Source organism: Caulobacter sp. SRI_014 (genome assembly GCF_057586315.1).
Genome location: NZ_JBYCZQ010000006.1, coordinates 89,698 through 110,839, shown reverse-complemented (window position 1 = coordinate 110,839; position 21,142 = coordinate 89,698). Strand labels below are relative to the sequence as shown.

The window sequence follows — 21,142 nt, the reverse complement described above, 5'->3', positions numbered from 1 at the left end:
GGCGTCGCCATGGCCATCCATGGCCACCCGGTGGTCATGCGCCCCAGCGGCGCCCTGTGGCTACCGCCCGAGCGGATGCTCATCGTCGCCGACCTCCACTTCGAAAAGGGCAGCGCCTACGCCGTGCGCGGCCAGCTTCTACCACCCTACGACACCGTCGAGACCCTGGTCCGGCTGGAGGCCGAGGTCGTCGCCACGACGCCCGCCACCCTCGTCTTCCTCGGCGACAGCTTTCACGACGGCCAGGCCGAGGCGCGCCTCGCCCCTCTTATCGCCGAACGCATCGCCGCTCTGGCCTCTGGCCGCACCCTGATCTGGGCCGTCGGCAACCACGACGAGGACGGTCCCGCCGCCCTGCCCGGCGAGTTGGCCGATGAACTCACCGTCGGAACCCTCATTCTTCGCCATGAGCCGCAGCCCGGCCGTCAGCCCGGCGAGATCGCCGGCCACCTGCATCCCTGCGCCCGGCTGGTCGGCCGTGGCCGCGCCGTACGCCGCCGCTGCTTCGCCACCGACGGGGAACGGGTCATCCTGCCGGCCTTCGGCGCCTACGCCGGCGGCCTCAACATCCGCGACAAGGCCTACGCTGGAATGTTCGGCTCACCGCCGCTGGCCGTGGCGTTGGGCAAGGACAAGGCTCACCCGTTGCGGTGGGACATGTTGGGCGGGGATTGAACCTTCACCAACCGATGCCCTGGCGAACGTCGGGGCCCACGGGCAACGCGCCGGCTCAGGCGGATGGGTCCTGACTTTCGTCGGGACGATCGGAGTTCGTTTTATTGAGCGTAGATCGCCAGGGTCGGCGAGGTCTGGCCGTCCATCCGGCCGGTGACCGGCAGGCCCTTGTCCTTCTGGTAGGCCTTAAGGGCGCCTTCCAGCGCGGGCGAAGCCTTGCCGTCCTGGGGGCCCTGATAGTAGCCGAGCCGCGACAGGGCCCGCTGGGCCTGGGCCGCCGTGCCGACGGCCGGCGCGGGAGCCATCGCCAGCTTGGCCGACGGGTTCGGGGCGGCGGCGCGGTAGCCGCTGGCGGCCCGTTCGGCGCCGGTGCGGGCCTGGGGCGAGAGACTGTCGCGCAGGCGCTGGGCGCTGGCCTTGGCCTCGGCGTCGCCGGCTCGGCCGGCGATCAGGTACCATTTGTAGGCTTCGGCGCTGTTCTGGGTGACCCCCGAACCGATCTCGTACAGCTTGCCGAGGTTGTACTGGCTGTCGGTCAGGCCGAGGTCAGCCGCCTTGCGGAACCACTGGGCGGCGGTGGTCTGGTTGGTCGAGCCACCGGTGCCTTCGAAATAGTAGAGGCCGAGGTTGTGCATGGCCTTGCGCTCACCGCCCTGGGCGGCGCGCTCAGTCCAGGCGCGGGCCTGGCTCATATCCTTGGCCACGCCGCCCTCGCCGTTCTCATAGAGTTTGGCGAGATAGAACTGGGCCGGGGCGTAGCCCTGGTTGGCCGATTTGCGCAGGGCGTCGAGGCCGCCCGTTTGCTTGCTTTCGATCCGGCGCACCGCATCGCCGAACAGACCGGCGGCGGTGTTGACCGGGGCGGCGGCCGGAGTCAGGGGCGCGGCGGTCGGCGCGGCCGGGACGGCGTCCTCGGCGGTCGCCACGTCCGGCGCCAAGGCCATGGCGACGCGCGGGCCGGCGGTGAGGGCCGGAGTCGTGTCCGCCTCGGCGGTCATGATCTCCTGATCGTCGGCGTCCTTGATCTGCAGGCCGCGGGCGATGCGGTCAGCCATGGTCCCGCCGTTGCCCGCATTGAGCGAGATCAGACCAACGGCGGAAACCGAGACGAGGGCCAACACGCCGGTGATGGCCAGGGTTGTGGTCAGGGTCGAGCTGGCCGGCTTCTTGGCCGACTTCGGCCGGCCGCCGAACAGGCCCTTGCGGGCAGGCTTGGCGGCGGCCGGGGCGGCGGCAACGCCACCGGCGTTGCGGGCCGCGGCGCGGGCCTGTTCGATGACTTCGCGGGTGCTCAGAGGGCGACCGGGATCGGCCTCGAACACCGGCGCCGGGGCGGTTTCGAAGTCGAGGCCGTCATTGTCGTCATCCAGCGCGACGAACTCGTCGGCGGCGTCGAAGTCGGCGTCGGAGAAGGCGGCCGGACCGGTGTCGCGGGCCGGGAAGTCGTCATCGTCAAAGCCCGGCTCGGCCGGCCCCAGCGAGGCGGCGCCGAACGACGGCGGCTCAAAGCTGCGCGGCGCGAAGGTGTCGTCCGGGATCGCCTGCCCCCGGGTCGGGAAGGGATCGGGCGCGAAGGGGTCCATGCCGGCCGGCTCGGCGCGGCGGATCGTCGGGGCCGGGGCCGCCACGGGGACAGCAGCGGTGACCGAGTCGGTGATCCGGCGCGTGGCGCTGGTCATCGAGGCGTCGATCTTTTCACGCGCCTCGTCGAGCAGGCGGGCGGTGCGTTCCTCGCTCTGGCGGATGCGTTCGGCCAGATCGGTGGAGACCCGCTCCTGGCGCTGGCTGATCCGCTCGGTGACCCGGGCGACCTGTTCGCCGACGTCGTCGATGGCCTGGGCGCTGCGGCGCTCGCTGTTGGCGATGCGCTCGCTCAGCCGCTCGGTGATGCGGGCGATTTCGACGCCGAGGCGCTCCAGCGCCTGGGCCTGACTGCCATCGTTGTGAGACAACCGCTGCTCGACCAATCCTGCGATCCGCGACACTTCGCTGCCGACGTTCTCGACGGCCTGGGCGCTGCGCCCCTCGACCGACTGCACGCGTCGGCTGAGAACATCGGCCATACTGACCATCTCCCGGCCCATCCGCTCGATGGCCATGGCCGAGCGCTGCTCGGCGGCATGGACGTGGGCGGTCATTTCGCCAAGTTTCTGCTCGACCCGGCCAAACCCGCCGTCCGAGGCGCGGCGCAGCTGTTCGGCCATCTCCTGGCGCACCTGCTCCAGGCGGCTGTTGAGGCCGTGCGACAGGGTCTGCAGGGCGGCGGTGTTGTCGGCCCCCTCCACCTTGCGCAGGCGGCCGTCGAGTTTGACGAAGCTGTAGCCGAGGTCGCGGATGGCCTCGTTGGTCCGGGTCTCCGCAGCTTCCAGGCGGCCCAGGACCCGAGCGGCGACCTCGTCGGCCAGGGCGGCCGTGTCGGGCGCGCCGCCGCCGGCTTCCAGGGCCGCAACCTTGGCTTCCAGGGCGGTGATGGCCTCGCGGCTGCGGGCCTCGGTGTCGTAGACGGCGCTGGCGACCTTGCCGAGCGAGCCCTCCAGAGCGCGCAGGGCCTCGGCCGAGCGGGGACCGGTGCTCTCGGCCTCGATACGGCGCAGGCGTTCGATCGCCCTCGCCTGCTCTGTCCGGATTTCATCGACCGCGCCCTCGAAGCGGGCGGCGACCGAAATCTGCTCGCGCTCGGCGCCTTCCAGGCGGCTCAGCGCGCCGCGCACCGACTGGTCGATGCCGGTGATGGCCAAGGTCGAGCGCTGCTCGGCCGCCTCGATGCGGCTGGTCAGCCGTTCGATGGCTTCGGTTACCTTGCCGACCTCGTCGGCGGGGTGGTGCACGGCCTCAAGACGGGCCGGCGCGTCCGGGCGCGGATGCGGGATCACGGACGGATCAGCGGCCTCAGGCTCGCTCTCGGGCGCCTCGCCCTCGACGATCATGTGGTTGAGCCATTCGCCCAGGGTCATGCCGGAGCGGCGCGCGAGATCCTTCGCGATCTCCCTCGCCTTGGGGTCGATACCCTTAACGCTCCAGGGCGCCCCCGCCGTCATTCGAATCGTTCTCCCGGCACTTAGGTTCGGACGCTAGCCAGCGATCCCTTGTGTGTAAACGCGAGGTTAACGCTATATCTTGCGTTGGCCGCGATATCCTGTGGACGGATGGCCGCACCAACCGTTTCAGGCCCTACCTTCGCGCCGGATATGGTTAACAAGACCTTTCCGGACAGGGTTCTGTGGCCGCCGAACCCCTGGCCGCGCTGAAACATCGCGGCCCCCTTGTGTCCGGGCCCTCACGGTTCCATCTGGGCGTCATGCCGATGAACGCGACCCTCATCCTGCTGGCGGCAATGGCCTCCCTGACCGCCTTCGCCGGCTGGCGCGGCGCGCGGCCGCCGAACCTGGTCAAGGGGCCCCGGATGATCCCCTGGCGGCCGCTGATGATCGTCTTCGCCACGGGTACGGTGGTTACGGCCGCCCACGTGGCCGCCCTGCTGGTCATGATGTTGAACGGCTAGCTGTCTTTCTTCGGCCGCCCCATCACGCCGGCCATGCCGCCGGACGACAGCAGGCCGATGTCGGCGAGCAGGAACGGGACCTGCCATTTGTGCGGGCAGGCCATGTAGCGGGGCCGCCATAGCGGATCGTACTTGTCCTTGTAGCGGCGCACGCCGCGGAAATTGTAGAAGTCCTCGCCCCGCTCGAAGAGCAGACGCCCGACCCGGCTGAGGATCGGAGCCAGGGGCCTGTCCTCCAGCCCGGCCAGGGGCGCGACCCCGAAGTCGAAGGCCAGATAGCCCTGGTCGCGTCCCCAGGTCATCAGTTCGACGAACAGGAAGTCCATGATGTTCTTGGGCGCCTCGGCCCCATAACGCATCAGATCCATCGACAGGCTGGACTTGTTTGCCGTCGGCCACAGGGTGGCGAAGGCGACGATCCGGCCCTCGACGCGAACCAGGGCGACCGGAAACTCCTCGACGTAGCGGGGGATGAAGCCGCCCAGGCTGAAGGACTTCTCGCCGCCGGCGTGATCGGCCAGCCAGGCGTCGGATATGCGCTGCAGCTGGTCCATCGGCGCGGTTCCAGGGGGCAGGACCTCGAAGGTCGCGCCCGCTTCGCCGGCCTTGCGCCAGTTGCGGCGCAGCACCTCGCGGCGGCGCCCGGCGAGGGAAAAGTCGGCCAGCGGCACGCGGGCGCTCTCACCGGTCTTCTGGATGAAGAAGCCGAGCTCGACGACATCGGCCAGATCTTCCGGCTCCAGACCGTAGGCGCAGGGTCGGGCGGCATGGGCGTCGGCCATCTCCCGGAAGCGCCAGAACAGCTCCAGATGCTCGTCGCGGCGCCCGACGGGAGGCCCCATGGACACCCAGCTGCGTCCGCGGACGCCGAACATCAGGAAGGTCTCGCCGCTGGCGGAGAACAGGAACCGCTTGTCGCCCAGCAGGGCCAGGTTGGACTCCGGCTCGGCGCTTTCGGCCTTGGCCAGGATGGCGCGGACGCGGGCGAAGTCCGGGTCGTCCTCGCCGGCCACGGCAGGCGTCGCCGGCGTGGCGAACAGGCGCCAGACCCCGACGGCCAGCAGCAGGACGCCGGCCCCGATCGAGCTGCGGATGGCGCGGGTGACGTCACCGTCGAACATCATCCGCCAGACCTGGCGGTCGCCGTAGTCGGCGTTGCTGAACGACCACCAGCCGAGCAATCCAGCTCCCGCGATGGCGGCGGCGGCCGACAGCAGCCAGCCGGGGGTGATTTCCATACGGGTCAACCGGGCGGTGCGGGTGAAGGCGGCGCGGAACGGCGCGACCAATACAAGCAGCAGCACCAGAATGCCTGTCTCCTCCAGATTCACGCCCTTGAGGGGCGCCAGGGCCGCGGCCACCGCCAGACAGGCCACCGTCGCCGCCCAGGCCGCGCCCAGCCGGGCGCGCAGGCCGAAGGCCAGCAGGATCAGGAGCAGGCCGAGCATCGAGGAGGCGAAGTGGCTGGCGTCGATGACCGCCGGCTCGCTCAGCCGCAGCAGGAAGCTGAGGCGCTCCGGATCGGTCGGCGTCGCGCCCGAGGCCAGCAGCAGCCACCCGCCGAACAGGGCCGCCGCCGCCGACAGGGTCGGGGCGAGCGCGAGCGCGGCGGTGCGGATCTCGGAGGTACGCATGAACCCCTGCAGGCTTAGCGACAGTTGCGGCGCGCCGCCAGACGCGGAACTGTCAGCGCGCGCCGGCCGTTGGCGGCGCGGGCCCAAAGCACGTGAAAATGGCAAAGATCGACCCCGAATCCCTCGTCCGCGACTGCTTCCAGGCCTGGGCCGACAGCGATCGCGAATGGCTGGAAGCGCTGCTGACCGAGGACTTCCAGTTCACCAGCCCGCTCGACAACCGGCTGGATCGCGACACCTACTTTCGCCACTGCTGGCCGAACGGCTCGATGATCGTCGGCTTCGACATCAAGCACCTGGCCGTGGCCGGCGACACGGTCTTCGTCACCTACGAGGGCCAGAACACCGGCGGCAAGGTGTTCCGCAACACCGAACTGCACCGCATCCGGGACGGCAGGATCGCCTCCGTAGAGGTCTACTTCGGCTGGAACGTGCCCCACGACGCCTCGCGGGGCGGGTTCCTCGGCCACGGCTAGCCTTCCAGGACCCCTAGTCTTCGAAGATCGGCGCGCGCTTCTCCATATTGGCCATCACCGCCTCGATATTGCCCTTCGAGCCGATCAGAGCGCCCTGCTCGACGCTTTCGGCCAGCAGGATGGCGTGCTGGTCGCCATCGGCCATCAGGTTCAACAGCCGCTTGTTGCCGCGAATGGCGGCGGGGTTCTTGCCGGCGATTTCACGCGCGGCGGCCAGGGCCTCGGCCCGCGGATCGGCGCAAACCCGCGTGGCGATGCCCAGGGTGAAGGCCTCCTCGCCGGTAAAGATGCGTCCCGTATAGGTCAGGTCCCGCGCCACATCGTCGCGGACCAGGCCGCGCAGCAGGGCGATCCCGGCCATATCCGGCACCAGTCCCCACTTGATTTCCAGCACCGCCATCTTCGCATCCGGGGCCACGAACCGCATGTCCGCGCCCAGCGTCAGCTGAAAGCCGCCGCCCAGCGCCACCCCATGCACGGCGGCGATCACCGGCACGGGAATGTCGCGCCAGACCATGACCGCGTTCTGCGCCCTGTTGGCCCCGCTCTCGGTGCGCGGCGTATCGACCAGCCCGGCCCCGCCACTGCGCTCGCCCGAGGCCATCTTGCCGAAATTGCCCATGTCCAGCCCGGCGCAGAAGGCCCGGCCCTCGCCCGACAGCACCACGGCGCGCACGCCTTTCTCTGCCTTCAGCCGCTCGCCTGCCGCGATCAGGGCGGCGAACATGGCGTCGTCCAGGGCGTTCATCTTGTCGGTGCGGACCATGCGCACATCGGCGACGCCGTCCTGGATATCGATGGTGACGCGGCCTTCGGTTGTTTCTGGCATGGCGTGTCCTCCTGCTTGAGGCACAAACTGGAGAAGTTCCCCAAGGGTCGGCAATACCCATGTTCGGTAACCGAAGGTTGACCCATATCAGGGAACTCGCCTTTAAGGGGAAATTAAGCCCGTCCTCCGCAACCTCACCCCACAAATTGGGGGATCGCACGTGTTCGGAAACAAGAAATCCAAAACCGTCGTCAGCCAGGATACCGGCGCCGCCGCCATCGTCGACGCGCTGTCGCGCTCTCAGGCGCTGATCGAATTCACCCCGGAGGGCATCATCCTCCGCGCCAACGACAACTTCTACAAAACCATGGGCTACACGGCCGATGAGGTCGTCGGAAAGCACCACTCCACCTTCGCCTCGGCCGAGTTCGCGGCCAGCGAGGAGTACCGCCAGTTCTGGCGCACCCTGCAGAGCGGCCAGTTCGTCGCCGGCAAGTTCCACCGCCTGGCCAAGGGCGCCCGGGAAATCTGGCTGCTGGCCAGCTACAACCCGGTCTTCGACATCAACGGCAAGCTCGACAAGGTGGTCAAGCTGGCCAGCGACATCACCGCGTCCGAGCAGCAGGCCCTCCGCGCCGAAGCGGACCGCCAGGAAAGCCGGGCCCAGCAGGAACACGCCGTCGAGACCCTCGGCCAGGCCCTGTCCGCCGTCGCGCGCGGCGACCTGACCTTCCGCATCAGCGGCGCCTTCCCGGCCGAGTACCGCCAGGTGCAGAGCGACTTCAACACCGCACTGGACCAGCTGGAACAGACCATGGGCTCCATCATCGAGTCCGGCGAGGCCATGCACAGCGGGGCCGGCGAGATCAGCAGCGCGGCCGACGACCTGTCGCGCCGCACCGAAAGCCAGGCCGCCCGGCTGGAGGAAACCGCCGCCGCCCTCGACCAGATCACGGCCACCGTCGGCCGCACCGCCGAGGTCTCGCGCACCGCCCGAGGCCTGGTCGACCGCACCACCGAGCGGGCCAGCGCCTCGGGCATCGTGGTCGGCGACGCCATCACCGCCATGGAGCGGATCGAGTCCAGCGCCGGCCAGATCGGCCAGATCGTCGGCGTCATCGACGAGATCGCCTTCCAGACCAACCTGCTGGCCCTCAACGCCGGGGTCGAGGCCGCCCGCGCCGGCGACGCCGGCCGAGGCTTTGCGGTCGTCGCCCAGGAGGTCCGGGCCCTGGCCCAGCGCTCCGCCGACGCGGCCAAGGAGATCAAGGCCCTGATCAGCGCCTCCAGCCGCGAGGTCGGGGCCGGCGTCGAACTGGTCGGCAAGACCGGCGAGGCCCTGCGCCAGATCGTCACCGACGTGGCCTCGATCACCGAACTGGTCACAGAGCTCGCCGCCTCGGCCCAGGAACAGGCCGCCGGCCTGACCGAGGTCAACTCGGCCATCAACGCCATGGACCAGATGACCCAGCAGAACGCCGCCATGGTCGAGGAAAGCACGGCCGCCAGCCATGCCCTGGCCCAGCAGTCGGCCGAACTGTCCCGCCTGACCGGCCAGTTCCGCGTCGGCGGCGGCGGCGCCGAACAGGCCCGCTGGGCGGCTTAAGGTTTCGCCTCGGGGCGCCCTTCTCCCCATGTGGGAGAAGGGCGCCCCGAGGCCACCCCCTGGAAGTCAGCGCTTCACCGCCAGCCAGATCACATGGCTGGCCTTGCGCCGCCCCGGCCCGGCCTTCACCTTCAGCTCCTCCACCGCGAACCCCGCCCCGCGCACCCGCTTGCTGAACACCGCATGCGGCGCCGAGGACCATACCGCCAGCACCCCGCCCGGCTTCAGCGCCGCCCGCGCCGCCGCCAGCCCGCCAGTGTCGTAGAGGCTGTCGTTCGCCCGCCGCGTCAGCCCCTCAGGCCCGTTGTCGACGTCGAGCAGGATCGCGTCCCACACCCCCTCGCCCCGGATCTGCCCGCGCACATCGCCGACCGCGATCGACACGCGCCGATCATCCAGACAGCCGCCGTAAACCGCCGCCATCGGCCCCCGCGCCCAGTCGACGACCTCGGGGACCAGCTCACCGACGACAATCGCCGCGTCCTTCGGCCAGGCCGCCAGCGCCGCCCGCAGGGTGAACCCCATCCCCAGCCCGCCGATCAGCACCCGCGGCGCCGGCCGCCCGGCCAGCCGCTCCGCCGTCAGCCCGGCCAGGGCCTCTTCCGACCCGCTGAGGCGGCTGTTCATCAGTTCGATGCCGCCATCGGCCATGATCGAGAACTCCTGGCCGCGCTGCATCAGGCGCAGGCTTCCGCCGCCGCCGGGCATGGTCGCGGTATCGAGGTGAATCCAGGGGATCATGCCCCTCCTATAGGGGCGGCGGGCGCGTCCGAAAAGCGCGCGCCTAAGGACAATTTTCGGCAAGTTTTCAGCCCTGCCGACAAGTCATCCACCAATGTTTCTTGCTTTTGGGCCGTGAAAAACGCACCCTGTCCCCTCGCATGTCGGCCCGCCATTTCGGTTCGATGACCTGAAAACGACTTCGTTTCGCCGGCTGGACCCTCTGATTTTCTGGCGCGTTACGAACATGGCCTGAGATTTCGCATCTCACGCCCGCTGCCACATCCCTCTCAAGGACCCTGATGAAAAACGCCCTGGGCGATACGTTCGCCGACCGCCAGAAGACCGCCGCCGACGCCAAGGCCGCCCTGCTCGCCCGTTTCAAGCCCAAGCCCACCGTCACCGACCCGACCCTGAAACCCCGCGCCGAGAAGAAGGCCGAGGAACTGGCCCGGGTGCGCGAGGAACGCGTCGCCGAGAAGGCCGCCAAGAAGCAGGCCCAGGCCGACGCCGCCGCCGCAGACGAAGCGGCCCGCGCCGCCGACGAAGCCGCCGCCCTCGACGCCAAGCGCGGCGAACGCAAGGAGCGCAAGGCCCTGACGAAGGCCGAAGCCCAGGCCGCCCGCGACGCCAAATACGCCGCCCGCAAGGCTCGCCGCTAGATCTCTGATCCTGCTCCCGCTCGCCGGGAGAAGGTGGCCCCCGAAGGGGGTCGGATGAGGGCGGCGCCAGCCTCCAACGGCCGCGCGCTTTCTGGCGCGGTCCAGCGCCGTCGCCCCTAGTCCAGCGCATTCTCCCGCGTGAACCAGGCCGTCACCCGCATCCCCTCGCCGGGCGCGGTCTCGATCTCCACCCGCGCCCGCGCGTTCTGGCGCAGGCTCTGGACGATCAGGTTGCTCAGCTTGCCCGGCCGCGGCCAGACCACGCCCTCGGCCAGCCCCACCCCGTCGTCGGCCACCACCACCCGGCAGCCGGTCTCGTCGACCAGGCATTTCAGTGTGATCGTCCCGCCTTCCCGCCCCTCGAAGGCATGCTTCAGCGCATTGGTCAGCAGCTCATTGACCACCAGCCCGGTCGGCATGGCCACATTGATCGACACCGGCCAGGTATCGACCTGCAGGTTCAGGTGGATGCCCTCCACCGCATGCGCCGCCATCACCGAGGCGGCGATGCCCGACAGATAGGTGCCCAGGTCGACGGTGTCCTTCTCGTCCTCCCCGGCCAGCGAGCGGTACAGCAGCCCCATGGCCTCGATCCGCCCGGCCAGCCGGTCGAAGCGGTCGTCGCGCGGCCCGCCGGCGTCGGCCTCTGAAACGTTGCGCGCCTCGATGCGGATCAGGGCGGTGACCATCTGCAGGTTGTTGGCCACCCGGTGCTGCAGCTCGCGCAGCAGGGTGTCCTTCTCCTTGATCCGCGCCTCATAGGCGGTCAGGTCGGCCTCGCCGCGCCCCTCGGCGCTGACCAGGGCGATCAGCCGGAACACCTCCTGCCCGGTCTCGTCCTCGATCAGGTTGCTCCACACATCGACCGACCCCGCCGCCCCGGCCGGCTCGAAGGCGAACACCCCGATGTAGTCGCTCTCCTCGGCGACCGCTTTCGCCAGCGCCCGCCCGTCGCGCGTGGCGGTCCCGGGCAGCGCCGACCACGGCTCGCCCTCCAGGTCGGCGGCGGCCAGCCCCGTCAGCCGCTCGAACTCGACGTTGGCATAGGTGATGTGCTCGTCCGGCCGCAGGCTGGACACGGCGATGGCGATCGGCACCTGGTCGAGGAACTGCCGGAAGCGGTCGGATTCGAGGACATGCGCCAGGTCCGGGGACGCGAGCAGGCCGGTGGGGTCGTCCTGGTCGGTCATGACGGAACTCTACGCGGGTGGCGCCCGGCGCGATGCGCGGACGGCGGGAACGTCCTATAGCGCGGCTGGGGCAAGGGAGCGAGGGCGCTGGCCTGGGCGCAATGACCTCCTCCGTCATCCCGGAAGTCCGCGAAGCGGGCTATCCGGGACCCAGGGGGTGTAAGACCTGGCTATCAAACGCAGCTTTGCCGCCGGCGACCCTGCACCCCCTGGGTCCCGGATAAGCGCTGCGCGCTTTCCGGGATGACGGGCGTTTCATAAGCGATCGCCATGCCGGTGGAGAGCGGAAGGGCGCTAAAACCCCCTCACTCCGCCCCCGTCACCGCCACGATCCGCAACGCCCGCTGCTCCCCACCCCGGTCCGGCCACAGGATGCTCTGCCCGGGCCGCAGCCCGATCAGCCCCGCCCCGACCGGCGTCATCACCGACACCCGCCCCTGCGCGATATCCGCCTCCGCCGGCCAGACCAGCTGCACGGTCCGCGCCTCCCCGTGCGCCTCGTCGACAAAGGCGACGCAGCTGCCGACCCGCACGACATCGGCGGGCACCCGCGCGTCGGGACAGATCCGCGCCCGCTCGATCTCGCCCAGCAACAGCTCGGCGACCAGCGGCGCCGCGGCCTCCATGCGCAGGGCCAGGGCCGACAGCCGCTCGGCCTCGGCGGCGCCTAGGACGATGGCGGGGCGGGTGGCGGCGGCGCGGGACGCGGGCTGCGCCCGGGTGCGGGTCGTGGTGGTGGTGGTCATGGCAAGGGGTTCTTCGCAAACAGCCACGCCTCGCCGCTGGGCGAGACGCGGGGGTGAAATTTGAAATGTGGTGGAAGGGTAGAAACCCCGGACCCCAAGCGCGCGGCGCAAGGACGGCCCGGGGCTAGGAGCCTGCCTGCAGGCTACCGCCGTGATGCCGGAAACGCTGGAAGGTTGCGCGGAACATGCAGGAGATGTGGGGTGTGGGTGGGGTGGAAGTCAACGGTGGGCGACCTCACGACCGCCCACGCCTCGCTCGACGCCACCCGATGAACTGCAACCGCTGCGTCCGCGCCCTCGCCATCCTCGCCTCGGCCGAGCGCGACTGGCCCCGCGCCGACCGCTTCTTCGCCCTGACGACCGGCCTGGCCCCCTCCATCCGGGCCGGCTGGAGCGCCTGGGGCCAGTCCAAGGCCGCGCGCGGCGACCACGCCGCCGCCGTCCCCCTCTACCGCCGCGCCCAGCAGGTCGGCCCCAGCGGGGCCACCCCCCTGAAGTACGAAGGCGACGCCCTCATTGCCCAGGGCAAGGCCACCGCGGCGGCCAAGCGCTACGCCATCGCGGCCGAGCGGGCGCCGAAGTGGGGGGCGCTGCAGATTGCGTGGGGGGAGGCGCTGGCGAAGGCGGGGCGCAGGGATGAGGCCGTGGCGCGGTGGAAGGCGGCGCTGGGGTGTGAGTTGTCGGCGGGGGATCGGACGGTGGTGAAGGGGCGACTAGCTGCAAAACTATGACAGCCGGAGGACCAATGTAGATTGTCTAGCGGGCGGGGTGCCGCTTGCGTCGAATGACGGCGGAATCACCAAAAAGGTCGGCGTCAGCCATCATCGCCTTCAGCGTTTCTGAATTCGCCAAACGGGCCTTGTCCCGGAGTGCTTCAGCTTCAATCTTGTCGAGCTGGGCGTCCGATATCTGATCAAATATCGCCGCAGTTTCTCTGGCTTTGTCCTTCAAGAACTCGAGCAACGTATAGGGCAACACGTATTTGGTCGGCTGAATGACCCCTTGCCTTACGTGAACCTTAGCGCCTTCCCATTTCACCGGTCCGGGCTGGATTAGGCCGAATATTATAAAGCGCCCGAGTTTTGCGTACGTCATGAGGGAGCGGTCGGAACCGATTACATCCATCCCGACAGTGCCGAGCAAAAACCGATTGATATTGTTTGGCAGCCCTTCGATCTGCCCCCCATCGATCACATCAAATATCACTAACTGCTGGGAAAATTCCGCAGGATGAGGAACCTCGCCCAATAAAAATTGCCGCCACCGGCCTTCAGCGCAACTGATGAGACGTTCCTGCTCGGCAGTATATATGTTGCCGGGATTTATCCCTTTGCAGTGCCTCAAAACGCGCCAAGACACTGACACGCAGAATCTCAAGAGCCATTCAGTGTACGGAATTGTATAGGACCCGCCGAGCCAAGGGTGAAACAGCTTAGTCGCGAAGGCCGTTTCCTCTTTGCTTAAAAGACCCTCGCAAGCGTTGCAGAGCCAAGGTTTCTTAAGGCCATCCTGGGTTCGGCGGTTGGGACTGTCTGAATACCGAATGTGCCCGGTCGCTGAGCGCAGCTTCATGCTGCGAAATATAAAGGAGGGAAGAACATGGCTTTCCCGCACATCTCCTTCTGAGAGACACAATGGGCACTGCCCAGATAGAGAACGAGTCTTGGCCATCTGGAACATATTAGCAACATGATCGCTGGCCATCTAGCTGCGATTGCGTCTACGGTCATTGATCGAAATGCAAATGGTGGGGCGACGCACGGACCCGCCACGCCAACTCAGGTGACCTGCGGAGATAGCCTTGGACCAAGCAACAATTGTCGAGGCGACCGAACTGCTGCTTAGGGCCACATTTCCGTACGGCCAGGGCGACGGACGACGCATGCAATTTATGTTCGTTGGCGTGGCCTCGGCCCTCTCAGCACCCCAAGGCGGTGCGAGCATTTCGATGGGAAAAATCGAGCTACTCAAGACGGCTCTGTTTATCCGCCGCCATGGCCCCAACTATCTACGCTCACTATCCATCCACGAGATAGAAGGCCGTCTTTCCAATTTTCTAACGGACAATTACGCCATCCTCGCCAACGAAACTTGGTTCGCAGATTTTTCCGGCTCATTTTACGAAAACATATCAGCCGAAACCAAGGAACAATTGACGGCCGCGCTAGGAAACTCTGAACTGATTTCACCAATTTCTTATCCGACGGTGTTTCCACTTTGCACTGTCGACGTGCAATCCGATTTTGAAGGATCTTCATTCTTTTTGATCAAGCCTGACAGTCTCAGACGAGAAATTCTGGGCGATGACGTAGATGTTCGCGACATAAGATCAAAAAATTTTCCACCCTACGAAGATAAAAACATAAAACCAAAATACCCGCTGTCCTGGCTCGGGGTGCGCTCTCCAACATTGTTTACCTCTAAGAAAATTCGCTCGTCGGTACTTGGATCAATAGCGTTGCTGCCACACCAGAAAGAACGATATTTATTTACGGGAAGAACCTTATTCGGCGGAAGCGCCACACTTAAGCAAGGGCGATGGACTTGGAATGTTGCGTTTGATGGAGCCCATACTCCACGAATATCTGAGGATATTCGCATTGATGGGGACGACCATAGCTGGCTAGAAATATTAGATGAAAAGCTGAGTTCGGACACCATTGAGGATGCGAACGCTATAAAGGCGCTTGAGTATTTCTACCGAGCCTGGTTCCTTCCGGAAGTAGAGAGATTTCCGATATTTTTTCAGGCTATTGACGCAATTTTTGGCGATATCAGTGGTGCTACTCAATCCGCGATGGATGGGTTGGCAACTATCGCCGGTACCGAATTCGACACTCCGCGCCTCAAACTGCTCTTAAAGCTTCGAGGAGCCGTAATTCACGGAGGGGCACCCGATATCTATGACTCTTCCAAGTATTTTAAGTATTATGAGAAGCATGGTGCTGACCCCATTGACGACTTAGAAGTTTTGACTGCGCGAGCTATCCGAACGGTCGTTTTCGGCAATAAGCTCGTTGAGCGTCCTCACACCTATGCTGCATTGGCCAAGTCGGCTCTTGGCATTGATATCTGACGGACGCATTCGATGGTGCCTACGGAGACAGTCTTACCCAAACATCCGTTTGAATCCCCTTCCCCCTCCCCGCCTCCCCCGCTAATCTCCGCCGCGAACCGGCCGCCAACGCCGGACGCCAACATTTCGCGGGAGACCACGCCATGGCCGACTTCGGCGCTACCGAGCTCGACGCTTTCCGGGCCGAGACCCGGGCCTGGCTGGAGGCCAACTATCCCCCGTCGCTGAACGCCCCGATGACGTCCGAGAACGACACCCCCTGGGGCGGGCGCAAGGCCAGCTATTCCAACCCCGATATCCAGGTCTGGATGGACCGGATGGCCGAGAAGGGCTGGACCGCGCCGATGTGGCCCAAGGCCTACGGCGGCGGCGGGCTGACCAAGGAGCAGAACCGCGTGCTCGAAAGCGAGCTGCGGCGGATCAAGGCGCGGCCGGCGCTGGCCAGCTTCGGCATCTGGATGCTGGGCCCGGTGCTGCTGGAGTACGCCACCGAGGAACAGAAGCAGCGGTTCCTGCCCGACATCGTCAAGGGCAAGATCCGCTGGTGCCAGGGGTACTCGGAGCCTGGCGCCGGCTCCGACCTCGCCGGCCTGCAGACCCGCTGCGAGGACCAGGGCGATCACTACCTGATCAACGGCCAGAAGGTCTGGACCTCCTACGCCGACCAGGCCGACTGGATCTTCTGCCTGGTGCGCACCGACACCTCCAAGAAGCATGAGGGCATCAGCTTCATCCTGTTCGACATGACCAGCCCCGGCGTCGAGACCCGGCCGATCAAGCTGATCAGCGGCTCCTCGCCCTTCTGCGAGACATTCTTCACTGACGTGAAGGTCCCCAAGGAACAGCTGGTCGGCAAGCTGAACGGCGGCTGGGAAATCGCCAAGCGCCTCCTCCAGTACGAGCGCCAGAACATCTCGGCCGGCGGCTTCGGCGGCGCGGGCGGGCTCGATGTCGTGGACGCTGCCAAGAGCTACGTCGGCACGGACGAGGCCGGCCGCATCGAGGACGCAGACCTGCGCGGCCGCATCGCCAGCCACAAGATGGACCAGGCCTGCTTCGCCCTGACCATCAAGCGGGCCGAGGCCGAGAGCAAACAGGGCGCAGGCCCCAGCGCCGCCACCTCGATCATCAAGTACGCCGCCGCCAAGCTGAACCAGGAGCGCACCGAGCTCTTGGTCGAAAGCCTCGGCCTGCAGGGCCTGGGCTGGGAGGGCGAGGGCTTCTCGAACGAGGAGCTGGGCTCGATCCGCTCGATGCTGCGGGCCAAGGCCAACTCCATCGAGGGCGGCACCAGCGAGGTGAACCTCAACGTCATCGCCAAGCGGGTGCTTGGGTTGCTGGATCACCAGTAACACCACGGTTCCTTCTCCCGCTTGCCGGGAGAAGGTGGCCCCCGAAGGGGGTCGGATGAGGGCGGCACCAGCGGATGACCTTTTGCCATGACCACCAGCGCTAACCGCGCCAGAACGAGGAGCCCCGGCCACGGCCGGTGCTGCCCTCATCCGTCGGCTTCGCCGACACCTTCTCCCGGCGAGCGGGAGAAGGGCGCATGGGGCGAGCCCCATGCTTGAGTTCTGGTACGAGTTCGCCTCCACCTACAGCTACCCGGCCGCCATGCGGATCGAGGGGCTGGCGGCGCAGCATGGGGTGGCGGTCGCCTGGCGCCCCTTCCTGCTCGGCCCGCTGTTCAATGAACAGCAGGGCCTGACCGACAGCCCCTTCAACACCTTTCCGGTCAAGGGCGCCTACATGTGGCGCGACATGGAGCGGGTCTGCGCCGAGGAGGGCCTGCCCCTCACCCACCCGACCCAGTTTCCCCGCCACACCATCCTGCCGGCCCGTTGCGCCATCGTCGGCCTGGACGAGGGCTGGACCCCGGCCTTCAGCCGCGCCGTCTACCAGGCCAACTTCGTCGCCGACCTCGACATCTCCAAGCCCGAGGTGCTCGAGCCCCTGCTGGCCGAGGTCGGCGCCTCGCCCGGCGCGGTGTTCGACGCCGCCGGCTCCGACACCACCAAGGCCAAACTCAAAGAGCACGTGACCCAGGCCCGCGAGCGCGGCCTGTTCGGCTCTCCCAGCTTCCTGACCGCCGACGGCGAGCTCTTCTGGGGCAACGACCGTCTCGAATCCGCCCTTGAATGGGCTGTCCACCACCGATCGATGGAGACCGCCTGATGGCCGTCCTGAACGAAGAACAAACCATGCTGCGCGACGGGGCCAAGGCCTGGACGCAGACGGAATCTCCGACGACCAAACTCCGCGCCCTGCGCGATTCCGGCAGCCACGCGCCGTTCGACCCGGCCGCCTGGGCCGAGATGGGCGCCATGGGCTGGGCCGGGGTCATCGTCCCCGAGGAGCACGGCGGCTCGGCCTTCGGCTACCTGAGCCTCGGCCTCATCCTTGAGGAGACCGGCCGCACCCTGACCGCCTCGCCCCTGCTCTCCACCGCCCTGATCGGGGCCAGCGCCCTGACCCTGTACGGCTCCGACGCCCAGAAGGCCGAGTGGCTGCCCAGGATCGCCGAGGGCGCCGTCGTCACCGCCCTGGCCGTCGATGAAGGCCCGCACCACAACCCCGCCCGCACCGCGCTCTCCGCCTCCGGCGGCAAGCTGACCGGCAAGAAGACCTTTGTCGTCGACGGCGACGTCGCCGACCTGTTCATCGTCGCGGCCCGCACCAGCGGCAAGCCCGGCGAGACGGACGGCATCTCCCTCTACCTCGTGCCCAGGGGCGCGCCCGGCCTGACCGTCAAGCACCTGGCCCTGGCCGACAGCCGCGGCGCCGCCGAGGTGACCTTCGCGGGCACGCCCGGCGACCTGCTCGGCGCCGAGGGCAAGGGCTGGGAGCCGCTGGAGGCGATCCTCGACCGCGCCCGCATCGGCCTGTCGGCCGAGATGCTGGGCAGCGCCCTGCAGGCCTTCGAGATCACCCTCGACTACCTCAAGGTCCGCACCCAGTTCGGCCAGGTGATCGGCACCTTCCAGTCGCTGCAGCACCGCGCCGCCAAGATGTTCACCGACCTGGAAATGGCCCGCTCGGCCATCGAGGCTGCGCTCGAAGCCCTCGACAGCGGTTCGGGCGCCGTCCGCGCCGCCGCCAGCCTCGCCAAGTGCAAGGCCAGCGAACTGATCCACCTCGTCTCCAACGAGATGGTCCAGATGCACGGCGGCATCGGCATGACCGACGTCCACGACGCCGGCCTCTACATGAAGCGCGCCCGCGTCACCGAGCAGCTGTTCGGCGGCGCCGGTTTCCACAAGGACCGCTACGCCAAGGTGCTGGGCTTCTAGAGCCGACCCCGCCCTGTCATCCTTCGCGCCGCCGAAGGATGACAGCGCAAACATACCCGGAATTCAAAACCCGCGTCCTGCCGCCTCGCCGGCTCCCGCCCGCTCGCCGACCCGTGCGCGGCGGCAAAGGTGGTCGCCGGGTGGTTCCGCCCCGGTCGAAACGGCCCTCCAGGCGGACCCCGGGCGGGTTTCGGATTGGTCATAACGCCCTGAAAAGACGGCACATTTTCCAAACGACGCCGCCCACGCCGTGCTATAATGGAGCCGCTTCGATAAACCACCCTCCAGCCGGCCCGACCTCTCGAATTCTTGCTCCGCATCAAACCGCTGGGCGATTGCCTGCGTAAGGTTCAGCAACTACCGTTCGCGCAACCAATCGGGGAACCTGCCATGCGCAAGATCATCGCCACCCTCGTCGCCATCGGGATGACCGCGGCCCTGTCCGCGCCCGCCTACGCCCAGTACGGAGCCAAGCCCGCGCCCAAGGCCGCGACGCCCGAGCTGCCGCGCTGCGCGGCGCCGATCGCCACCGTGGCCATCCAGGAGCCGGAAGTTCAGTGGTGGCGCTCCTACGGCCTCTCCAACCCCGAGAAGCTGATCAAGCTGTTCGCCTCGCGCTCCAACTGCCTGCGGGTGGTCGATCGCGGCGCCGGCCTCGAGATGCGCAAGGGCGAGCGCGAGCTGGCCGAGTCCGGCGAACTGCGCCGTGACAGCGGCATCGGCCGCGGCACGGTCAAGGCGGCCGACTACTTCATCATCCCCGACCTGGCCAACGCCGACGAGAACACCGGCGGCGGCAACGTCGCGGGCATCGCCGGCGGGCTGATCGGCGGCACGGCCGGCGCCGTGGTCGGCGGCCTGCGGACCAAGAACATCGAAGCCCAGGCCCTTATCACCCTGGTCGACGCCCGCACCACCGAACAGGTCTATGTCGCCGAGGGCACCGCCAAAAAGCGCGACATCAGCTTCATGGCCGGTGGTGGCGGCGGCGGCTTCGGCGCCCTGATCGGCGCGGTCGGCGGCGGCTATTCGGACACCGACATCGGCAAGATCATCAGCGCCGCCTACTTCAACGCCTTCGTCGACCTGATCGACCACATCCAGGCCGGCGGCGTGCAGTCCGGCGATGACGCCAAGTACAACGCCGGTCCGGTCGCCCAGGTGACCACCGCCGAGGTCAAGCTGCGCAAGGCCCCCGCCCCCACCGCCCCGATCCTCTACACCCTGCGCCAGGGCACGCTGGTCTACCCGACCGGCGCCCGCAACGGTGTCTGGATGGAAGTCGACGACGAGAACGGCAACCGGGGCTGGATGAGCAGCGCCTTCGCCAGTCCGCGATGAGTATCCTTGGGGGGAAGATGATGGGATTGAAGTCGGGCCTGGCGGCCCTGGCCGCCGGGCTGCTGCTCAGCAGCGCCGCGCTGGCCGTACCGCCGACGCCAGAGCAGGCCGCCAACGTCAATGGCGTGGTCGAGGCCGAAACCGCCTTCGCCAAACGGGCGGCCGAGATCGGCAACGTCCCGGCCTTCCGCGAATTCGCGGCGCCGGGCGTGATCATGTTCCTGCCCGAACCCATCGTCGCCACCGACTACCTGGCCAAGGCCGACTGGCCGGGCCTGATCGAATGGGCCCCTGACTTCCTGGCCGTGGCCGCGGCGGGCGACCTGGCGTTTGCCTCCGGGCCGTCGCAGTGGACGACCAAGGGCGAAGTCGATCCCGGCTACTACCTGACCGTCTGGGCCCGCCAGCCGGACGGGTCCTGGAAGTTCGTGCTGGATCGCGGCACGCCGGGGACGCCGAACTTCTACAGCAAGCAGGGTGGCGTCCAGATCGCCATCTTCCCCGAGGCCAAGGGCGAGTCGAAGAGCACGCCGGCCGGCCTGGAGGCCGTGCTGGCCGACGGGCTGTCGCGGGACGCGTCCGCCACGCTCAAGAGCCGCCTGACGAAGGACAGTCGGGTGATCCGGGCCGGAGCCCGTCCAGCCGCCACGCCAGAAACCATCCGCGAGCTGCTGTCCAAGGATCCGGCCCATGTCGAGGTGACCTACCTGGGCGGCGGCATGTCGAAGAGCAGCGACCTGGCCTACACCTACGGCGAGACGCGCTGGACGGCCGAGGGCAAGGCGCGGCGGGGCCACTACGTCCGGGTCTGGGTGCGCGACGGCCAGAAGTGGTCGATCCTGGTCGATCAACAGGTCGCTTTGCCGGCGAAAGATTGAGCTTTTTCGGAACGTTGGACAGCTGAGCGGCATTCTGTTGCGACAATCTCGCAGGAGCCGTCATGTCCACCGACACCCATGATCAAGCCGCCGTTGAAGACCGTCTCTGGGACGAGCTCGACAAGGCTCGCATCGGCATGGTGGGCATCGTCGACGGCGATCCGCAGCACTTCCAGCCGATGACCGCCTTCACCGAGCGCGGCGACGGCGAGATCTGGTTCTTCACCCGCGCCGACACCGATCTGGCCCGCGACGCCAGCCGTGGCGCCCGCCAGGTGATGTTCACGGTCCAGGCCAAGGACGGCGACTTCCAGGCCTGTATCGGCGGCGAGATGACCGTCGAAATGGACCGAGCCAAGATCGAGAAGTGGTGGAGCCCGATGGTCGCCGCCTGGTACCCCGAAGGGAAGGATGACCACGACCTGCGACTGCTGCGCGTCAAATGCCACGAGGCCCGCGTCTGGATCAGCGACGCGGGCCCGGTGAAGTACCTCTGGGAAGTGGCCAAGGCCAACGCCACCCACAACCCGCCGGATCTCGGCGGCCGGACCGACGTCAACTTTCACTAGCTCCCATT

At 67.6% G+C, this 21,142-nt stretch carries 20 protein-coding genes; 13 read left to right on the top strand and 7 right to left on the bottom strand.

The features are described 5' to 3' along the window. Positions 1-9 precede the first annotated feature (9 nt). Entirely contained in the window at positions 10-675 is a 666-nt protein-coding gene (pdeM, locus tag AC2YG9_RS14630; protein ID WP_487298836.1) for a ligase-associated DNA damage response endonuclease PdeM, read from the top strand. Positions 676-776: 101 nt separating this feature from the next. Here pdeM and AC2YG9_RS14625 read toward each other — a convergent pair whose 3' ends face one another. Beyond that, positions 777-3,713, bottom strand: a complete 2,937-nt coding sequence (locus AC2YG9_RS14625) for an SEL1-like repeat protein (RefSeq protein ID WP_487298711.1) — start codon at positions 3,711-3,713, stop codon at positions 777-779. A 266-nt stretch (positions 3,714-3,979) separates the two neighbouring features. On the opposite strand from AC2YG9_RS14625, the gene AC2YG9_RS14620 reads away from it, so the two are divergent. After that, on the top strand, positions 3,980-4,177 hold the full coding sequence (locus tag AC2YG9_RS14620) for a hypothetical protein (RefSeq protein WP_487298710.1): 198 nt from the start codon (positions 3,980-3,982) through the stop codon (positions 4,175-4,177). On the opposite strand, the gene AC2YG9_RS14615 is transcribed toward AC2YG9_RS14620, so the two are convergent. Next, complete coding sequence (locus AC2YG9_RS14615) at positions 4,174-5,811, bottom strand: phosphatidylglycerol lysyltransferase domain-containing protein (protein ID WP_487298709.1); 1,638 nt, start codon at positions 5,809-5,811, stop codon at positions 4,174-4,176. The genes AC2YG9_RS14620 and AC2YG9_RS14615 overlap by 4 nt on opposite strands. A gap of 98 nt (positions 5,812-5,909) precedes the next feature. On the opposite strand from AC2YG9_RS14615, the gene AC2YG9_RS14610 reads away from it, so the two are divergent. Next, on the top strand, positions 5,910-6,287 hold the full coding sequence (locus AC2YG9_RS14610; protein WP_487298708.1) for a nuclear transport factor 2 family protein: 378 nt from the start codon (positions 5,910-5,912) through the stop codon (positions 6,285-6,287). 13 nt (positions 6,288-6,300) lie between these two features. Here the strand turns inward: AC2YG9_RS14610 and AC2YG9_RS14605 are convergent, their stop codons facing one another. Further along, complete coding sequence (locus tag AC2YG9_RS14605; RefSeq protein ID WP_487298707.1) at positions 6,301-7,116, bottom strand: crotonase/enoyl-CoA hydratase family protein; 816 nt, start codon at positions 7,114-7,116, stop codon at positions 6,301-6,303. Between the two features lie 160 nt (positions 7,117-7,276). Between AC2YG9_RS14605 and AC2YG9_RS14600 the strand changes: the two genes are divergently transcribed. Further along, positions 7,277-8,662, top strand: coding sequence for a methyl-accepting chemotaxis protein (locus AC2YG9_RS14600; RefSeq protein WP_487298706.1), 1,386 nt, complete (start codon positions 7,277-7,279; stop codon positions 8,660-8,662). 66 nt (positions 8,663-8,728) lie between these two features. On the opposite strand, the gene AC2YG9_RS14595 is transcribed toward AC2YG9_RS14600, so the two are convergent. After that, entirely contained in the window at positions 8,729-9,403 is a 675-nt protein-coding gene (locus AC2YG9_RS14595) for a polyamine aminopropyltransferase (protein ID WP_487298705.1), read from the bottom strand. A gap of 281 nt (positions 9,404-9,684) precedes the next feature. Between AC2YG9_RS14595 and AC2YG9_RS14590 the strand changes: the two genes are divergently transcribed. After that, a complete protein-coding gene (locus tag AC2YG9_RS14590) occupies positions 9,685-10,044 on the top strand; it encodes a DUF6481 family protein (protein ID WP_487298704.1) in 360 nt (119 codons plus the stop codon). Between the two features lie 116 nt (positions 10,045-10,160). On the opposite strand, the gene AC2YG9_RS14585 is transcribed toward AC2YG9_RS14590, so the two are convergent. Together AC2YG9_RS14585 and rnk are read right to left on the bottom strand one after the other, a co-directional pair. Beyond that, a complete protein-coding gene (locus tag AC2YG9_RS14585) occupies positions 10,161-11,234 on the bottom strand; it encodes a sensor histidine kinase (RefSeq protein WP_487298703.1) in 1,074 nt (357 codons plus the stop codon). Positions 11,235-11,539: 305 nt separating this feature from the next. Continuing rightward, positions 11,540-11,980, bottom strand: a complete 441-nt coding sequence (gene rnk / locus AC2YG9_RS14580; protein ID WP_487298702.1) for a nucleoside diphosphate kinase regulator — start codon at positions 11,978-11,980, stop codon at positions 11,540-11,542. A gap of 269 nt (positions 11,981-12,249) precedes the next feature. On the opposite strand from rnk, the gene AC2YG9_RS14575 reads away from it, so the two are divergent. After that, positions 12,250-12,711 carry a tetratricopeptide repeat protein gene (locus AC2YG9_RS14575; protein ID WP_487298701.1) on the top strand — a complete coding sequence of 154 codons (462 nt, stop codon included), beginning with the start codon at positions 12,250-12,252 and terminating at the stop codon, positions 12,709-12,711. Positions 12,712-12,736: 25 nt separating this feature from the next. Here AC2YG9_RS14575 and AC2YG9_RS14570 read toward each other — a convergent pair whose 3' ends face one another. Further along, a complete protein-coding gene (locus AC2YG9_RS14570) occupies positions 12,737-13,684 on the bottom strand; it encodes a hypothetical protein (protein ID WP_487298700.1) in 948 nt (315 codons plus the stop codon). A gap of 97 nt (positions 13,685-13,781) precedes the next feature. On the opposite strand from AC2YG9_RS14570, the gene AC2YG9_RS14565 reads away from it, so the two are divergent. From AC2YG9_RS14565 to AC2YG9_RS14535, 7 genes are all read left to right on the top strand, one after another. Continuing rightward, positions 13,782-15,056 (top strand): hypothetical protein, encoded by a 1,275-nt coding sequence (locus AC2YG9_RS14565; protein ID WP_487298699.1) that lies wholly within the window; start codon positions 13,782-13,784, stop codon positions 15,054-15,056. A 143-nt stretch (positions 15,057-15,199) separates the two neighbouring features. Further along, positions 15,200-16,408, top strand: a complete 1,209-nt coding sequence (locus AC2YG9_RS14560) for an acyl-CoA dehydrogenase family protein (protein WP_487298698.1) — start codon at positions 15,200-15,202, stop codon at positions 16,406-16,408. 211 nt (positions 16,409-16,619) lie between these two features. Then, complete coding sequence (locus AC2YG9_RS14555; protein ID WP_487298697.1) at positions 16,620-17,231, top strand: DsbA family protein; 612 nt, start codon at positions 16,620-16,622, stop codon at positions 17,229-17,231. Next, the gene (locus tag AC2YG9_RS14550; protein WP_487298696.1) at positions 17,231-18,346 is read left to right on the top strand and encodes an acyl-CoA dehydrogenase family protein; all 1,116 of its coding nucleotides are present in this window, start codon (positions 17,231-17,233) and stop codon (positions 18,344-18,346) included. Before AC2YG9_RS14555 ends, AC2YG9_RS14550 begins: the two co-directional genes overlap by 1 nt. Positions 18,347-18,736: 390 nt before the next feature. Beyond that, on the top strand, positions 18,737-19,687 hold the full coding sequence (locus AC2YG9_RS14545; RefSeq protein WP_487298695.1) for a CsgG/HfaB family protein: 951 nt from the start codon (positions 18,737-18,739) through the stop codon (positions 19,685-19,687). Between the two features lie 17 nt (positions 19,688-19,704). Beyond that, positions 19,705-20,565 (top strand): DUF4440 domain-containing protein, encoded by an 861-nt coding sequence (locus tag AC2YG9_RS14540; RefSeq protein WP_487298694.1) that lies wholly within the window; start codon positions 19,705-19,707, stop codon positions 20,563-20,565. A 62-nt stretch (positions 20,566-20,627) separates the two neighbouring features. Continuing rightward, positions 20,628-21,134 (top strand): pyridoxamine 5'-phosphate oxidase family protein, encoded by a 507-nt coding sequence (locus AC2YG9_RS14535; protein WP_487298693.1) that lies wholly within the window; start codon positions 20,628-20,630, stop codon positions 21,132-21,134. Positions 21,135-21,142: the final 8 nt, after the last annotated feature.

Coding starts and splice junctions, on each gene's coding strand:
- pdeM (WP_487298836.1), top strand. CDS start 10: ATGGCCATCCATGGCCACCCGGTGGTCATGCGCCCCAGCGGCGCCCTG.
- AC2YG9_RS14625 (WP_487298711.1), bottom strand. CDS start 3,713: ATGACGGCGGGGGCGCCCTGGAGCGTTAAGGGTATCGACCCCAAGGCG.
- AC2YG9_RS14620 (WP_487298710.1), top strand. CDS start 3,980: ATGAACGCGACCCTCATCCTGCTGGCGGCAATGGCCTCCCTGACCGCC.
- AC2YG9_RS14615 (WP_487298709.1), bottom strand. CDS start 5,811: ATGCGTACCTCCGAGATCCGCACCGCCGCGCTCGCGCTCGCCCCGACC.
- AC2YG9_RS14610 (WP_487298708.1), top strand. CDS start 5,910: ATGGCAAAGATCGACCCCGAATCCCTCGTCCGCGACTGCTTCCAGGCC.
- AC2YG9_RS14605 (WP_487298707.1), bottom strand. CDS start 7,116: ATGCCAGAAACAACCGAAGGCCGCGTCACCATCGATATCCAGGACGGC.
- AC2YG9_RS14595 (WP_487298705.1), bottom strand. CDS start 9,403: ATGATCCCCTGGATTCACCTCGATACCGCGACCATGCCCGGCGGCGGC.
- AC2YG9_RS14590 (WP_487298704.1), top strand. CDS start 9,685: ATGAAAAACGCCCTGGGCGATACGTTCGCCGACCGCCAGAAGACCGCC.
- AC2YG9_RS14585 (WP_487298703.1), bottom strand. CDS start 11,234: ATGACCGACCAGGACGACCCCACCGGCCTGCTCGCGTCCCCGGACCTG.
- rnk (WP_487298702.1), bottom strand. CDS start 11,980: ATGACCACCACCACCACGACCCGCACCCGGGCGCAGCCCGCGTCCCGC.
- AC2YG9_RS14575 (WP_487298701.1), top strand. CDS start 12,250: ATGAACTGCAACCGCTGCGTCCGCGCCCTCGCCATCCTCGCCTCGGCC.
- AC2YG9_RS14570 (WP_487298700.1), bottom strand. CDS start 13,684: ATGGCCAGCGATCATGTTGCTAATATGTTCCAGATGGCCAAGACTCGT.
- AC2YG9_RS14560 (WP_487298698.1), top strand. CDS start 15,200: ATGGCCGACTTCGGCGCTACCGAGCTCGACGCTTTCCGGGCCGAGACC.
- AC2YG9_RS14555 (WP_487298697.1), top strand. CDS start 16,620: ATGCTTGAGTTCTGGTACGAGTTCGCCTCCACCTACAGCTACCCGGCC.
- AC2YG9_RS14550 (WP_487298696.1), top strand. CDS start 17,231: ATGGCCGTCCTGAACGAAGAACAAACCATGCTGCGCGACGGGGCCAAG.
- AC2YG9_RS14545 (WP_487298695.1), top strand. CDS start 18,737: ATGCGCAAGATCATCGCCACCCTCGTCGCCATCGGGATGACCGCGGCC.
- AC2YG9_RS14540 (WP_487298694.1), top strand. CDS start 19,705: ATGATGGGATTGAAGTCGGGCCTGGCGGCCCTGGCCGCCGGGCTGCTG.
- AC2YG9_RS14535 (WP_487298693.1), top strand. CDS start 20,628: ATGTCCACCGACACCCATGATCAAGCCGCCGTTGAAGACCGTCTCTGG.